At 62.6% G+C, this 3,893-nt stretch carries 5 protein-coding genes; 3 read left to right on the forward strand and 2 right to left on the reverse strand.

All coding sequences use genetic code 11. The features are described from left to right. The 3 genes from ACOVQ0_RS13035 to ACOVQ0_RS13045 form a co-directional block, all read left to right on the forward strand. Positions 1-380 (forward strand): ATPase (locus ACOVQ0_RS13035; RefSeq protein ID WP_421885110.1); only part of this gene is annotated, 380 nt, incomplete at its 5' end. Then, positions 373-927 (forward strand): hypothetical protein, encoded by a 555-nt coding sequence (locus ACOVQ0_RS13040; protein WP_421885111.1) that lies wholly within the window; start codon positions 373-375, stop codon positions 925-927. The genes ACOVQ0_RS13035 and ACOVQ0_RS13040, both read left to right, overlap by 8 nt. Positions 928-1,056: 129 nt before the next feature. After that, positions 1,057-1,788, forward strand: a complete 732-nt coding sequence (locus ACOVQ0_RS13045; RefSeq protein ID WP_421885113.1) for a class I SAM-dependent methyltransferase — start codon at positions 1,057-1,059, stop codon at positions 1,786-1,788. Positions 1,789-1,799: 11 nt separating this feature from the next. On the opposite strand, the gene ACOVQ0_RS13050 is transcribed toward ACOVQ0_RS13045, so the two are convergent. Together ACOVQ0_RS13050 and gloB are read right to left on the reverse strand one after the other, a co-directional pair. Further along, on the reverse strand, positions 1,800-2,828 hold the full coding sequence (locus ACOVQ0_RS13050; RefSeq protein ID WP_421885114.1) for a LacI family DNA-binding transcriptional regulator: 1,029 nt from the start codon (positions 2,826-2,828) through the stop codon (positions 1,800-1,802). Positions 2,829-2,871: 43 nt separating this feature from the next. Beyond that, positions 2,872-3,636: a hydroxyacylglutathione hydrolase gene (gloB, locus tag ACOVQ0_RS13055; RefSeq protein ID WP_421885116.1), complete on the reverse strand. Its 765-nt coding sequence runs from the start codon at positions 3,634-3,636 to the stop codon at positions 2,872-2,874. Positions 3,637-3,893: the final 257 nt, after the last annotated feature.

The following is a 3,893-nucleotide window of genomic DNA, read 5'->3' on the forward strand; positions in this document are numbered from 1 at the left end:
CCACGATGGACGGCCGCGACAAGCAGATCGCCGACGACCTTGCCGCTGCCGAAGCTGCACGGGCTGCCGCCGATGCCGAGGAAGAGGCATGGCGCGTTCAGGCGAACAAGCAGCGTGCCGAAGCCCAAAGCCTGATCGCTGCTGCCAAGGCAGACGCGGCCAAGGCGACCGACGCAAAGCTCGCCGCTGCTTCGGCTCGTATTGACGAGACCGTGACTGCTGCCGAAGCCCGCATTGCCGCTGCCCGCGCTTCGGCGCTGGGTGAAGTGGAAGGCGTTGCCGCAGAAGCCGCGCAGGACATCGCAAGCCGCCTTGCCGGCCTGTCGATCCCCGCTGCAGACGCACAAGCCGCCGTGAAGGGAGTTCTCGCAAATGGCTAATCATGCCGAGACGACTGCCGTCGTCGAGCACGAACCGGCTGGCGGCGAACACCACGTCGAACCTTCCGCACTGGGCCTTGGGCCTAGCGCATGGGTGGCGCTGGCCATGCTTATCTTCCTTGGCATTCTTGTCATGAAGAAGGTGCCCGGCGCGATCGTCGGTGGTCTCGACAAGCAGATCGGCGCGATCCGCAAGCAGCTTGATGAAGCCAAGGCGCTCCGCGCTGAAGCCGAAAAGCTGCGTGCAGAATACGCTGCCAAGATCGCCAACGCCGAAAAGGACGCGGCGGCAATGGTAGAGCACGCCAAGAGCGAAGCCGAAGCCATCGTCGCCAAGGCCGAAGCCGACGCTGCGACCACCATCGCCCGTCGCGAAAAGATGGCATCGGACAAGATCGCCGCCGCCGAACGCGCTGCGGTCGATGATCTCCGCGCCAAGGCTGCCGAGGCTGCTACTGCTGCGGCGCGCAACCTCATTGCGAAGAACCACTCCGCCGGAGCCGACAAGGCGCTGGTCGATGGTGCCATCGCTGGCCTGGTGAACTGATCCGCTAACCGCGCGTCAGGGCTGACCAACAAACGAAACCCCTTCCGGCCAACAGGCCGGGAGGGGTTTCGTTTGTTGGTTGTCGTCCATTGCTGATAGGAAGCAGCCGCGTTTTCTCGCGGAGCTGAAATGGCACTCTACGACACGATCGGTGTGGACTACAGGCGATTGCGCCATCCAGATCCTCGTATTGCGCGTCTGATTGACGATGCTCTTGGCCGTGCGCGCACCGTATTGAATGTTGGCGCGGGAACGGGGTCATATGAACCGGAGGGCCGTCTGGTGACAGCGGTTGAGCCTTCGGCAGAGATGATCCGCCAACGGCCTTCCGGTAAGCGGTCAGCGGTTGTTCAAGCCAACGCTGAAGCGCTTCCGTTTGCCGATAATATGTTCGACGCTGTCATGGCAGTGTTGAGCGTGCACCACTGGACGGACCAGGTGAAGGGGCTCAAGGAAATGCGTCGTGTGGCGCGCGGCCCCGTGGTTCTTCTGACATATGATCCCGACCATCGTCCGTGGTTGACGGACTATCTGCCCGAACTTGTCGAACTCGATTCGCGACAGATGCCGCCAATTGCTTTCTATGCCGAACATCTGGGCAAAGTGTCCGTTACCCCGATACCCGTTCCGCATGATTGTACCGATGGGTTTCTTTATGCATTCTGGCGGCGTCCGAGAGTTTATCTCGATGCTCGGTACAGGAGCGGAAGTTCTTCCTTCTGGGCACTTGGCGATACGATCAATCCCGGCTTGGCCCGGCTTGAAGCGGATATGGGGTCCGGTGAATGGCACCGGCGCTATGGCCATCTTGCAGGGCTGGAAACGCTTGATGTGGGATATCGGTTGATCGTCGCCACGTAAGATTTGGCGGGCTAGGCCCGAGTAGACCCCCGGATCACCAGCCTCACCGGCACCCGTCGCCCGGACCCTTCCGTCCCGTTGATCTTGGCAAGCAACTGCTCCACCAGCAGCCCGCCTGCCATCTGGAAGTCCGGCTCGATCGAGGTGAGGGGCGGCGTGGACCAAGCGCCCGCGCGGATACCGTCAAAGCCGATGATGCCGACCTGATCGGGAATGGAATAGCCCCGCACGGTCAGTTCTTTCAGCGCGCCAAGTGCCATCTCATCGCACACGGCAAAGATCGCGTCGAAGGCCACGCCGCTTTCCACCAGCGCAATGGCCGCACGTCGGCCCTGCTCCTCACGGGCAAGGCCACTTTCCACCTGCACCAGATGCGGTTCATGCCCGGCAGAGCGCATCGCCTCGGCATAGCCTTCATACCGCTCCTGAAACTGGCGCTGCGGCGATGTGGCTGATCCAATGCACACGATCTTCTGGTAGCCGCGTACCAGCAGGTGTCGCGTCGCCAGCGTTGCGCCGGAAAGGTTGTCGCTGCGCACCCACGGCATGTCGTTGTCGGGCGATCCCCAGCAGGTCCAGTGCGTGCCCTGCGGCATATCGCGGAAATAGTCCCACGCCGCTGTATTGGTGGTCGTGCCGATCACGATCATGCCATCGGCCTTGCGCCGTTCCTGAAAGTGCCCCCAGAAGTTCTCGGGCGCATCCTGAAACGCCACCAGCGTTTCATAGCCCCGCGCTGATGCCGCAGCGCAAGTGCTGCCCAGCAGCGAGAAGTAGAAGGGGTTGATGTCCTTGCGGTCCTGCGCTTCCCGGCAGATCATCACCACCGCCAGCGTGCCCGTGCGCCCGCGCCGCAGTCGCGCCGCGTTTTCGTCCACCTGATAGTTCAGGCGCCTTGCGGCTTCCATCACGCGCTGGCGCGTTGGTTCACTGATCGATGTGTCGCCGGCCAGCGCGCGGCTCACGGTCGATTGGCTCACGCCCGCCGCTTCGGCCACGTCGAACGACGTTACGCGGATGATTTTCCTGTCGCTCGGCAATGCGCTTCCCCCAAGGTCAACTGACGCTTTAGCAGGATCGGCGTCAGCGGAAAGTGTCCTTGGCGGCCCGTAGTGCGGCAAATGTCTGTTCGGGCGACGACCCGCCCCATCGCGCCGCCATATCGGGATCGTCAGACCGCAAAAAGGGATTGGCCGCCAGCTCCGCGCCAAGCGTTGTCGGCACGGTCCATTCGTCGCGCTCCCGTCGCGCGTCCACGCTCTCGGCATAAGTCCGCAGCGCCGCATTGTCTGGATCGGCAAACACTGCAAACCGCGCGTTCGACTGCGTATATTCGTGCGCGCTGTAGAGCGTCGTCTCAACCGGCAGGGCTTTCAACCGGGCAAGGCTGGCCCAGAACTGGTTGGGCGTGCCTTCAAACATCCGCCCGCAGCCCAGCGGAAACAGCGCGTCGCCCACGAACGCCACCGCGGCTTCCGGCAGGTGATACGCGATATGCCCCAGCGTGTGTCCACCCACGTCGATCACCTGTGTCGAGAACGCCCCTAGTGCCACCATATCGCCCTGCGTCACCGCTCGATCAACGCCCGCAATCTTGCCCGCATCCCCCGCAGGTGCAACGACCACGCACCCGGTAGCCGCCTTGATCGCTTCATTCCCACCGGCATGATCGGGATGCCAGTGCGTGTTCCAGATCTGCGTAATCCGCCACCCCTTCGCGCTCGCCTCGCGCAAGTAAGCATCGGCATCAGGCGTATCGATACACGCCGTTTCGCCGCTCGCCGGATCGTGAATGAGGAATCCGTAGTTATCGGACAGGCACGGGAACTGGTGGATTTCTAGCGTCATGCTCCAGCTTTAGCGCCGCCCCATCACAAAGCAAAGCGGACCACAAAGCAAAAGCCCGCCCGGATATCTCCGAGCGGGCCTTGCTTTTGCTTGTCTCTTGCGGGAGCGGCAGTCTTAGTTGCGAGCCTTCAGCGCCGCACCCAGGATGTCGCCCAGCGAAGCACCGGCATCCGACGAGCCGTACTGTTCCACTGCTTCCTTTTCTTCGGCCAGCTGGCGGGCCTTGACCGAGAAGTTCGGCTTCTTCGAACGATCGA

Origin of the sequence: Novosphingobium sp. (genome assembly GCF_049240505.1) — a bacterium.
Lineage (GTDB): Bacteria > Pseudomonadota > Alphaproteobacteria > Sphingomonadales > Sphingomonadaceae > Novosphingobium.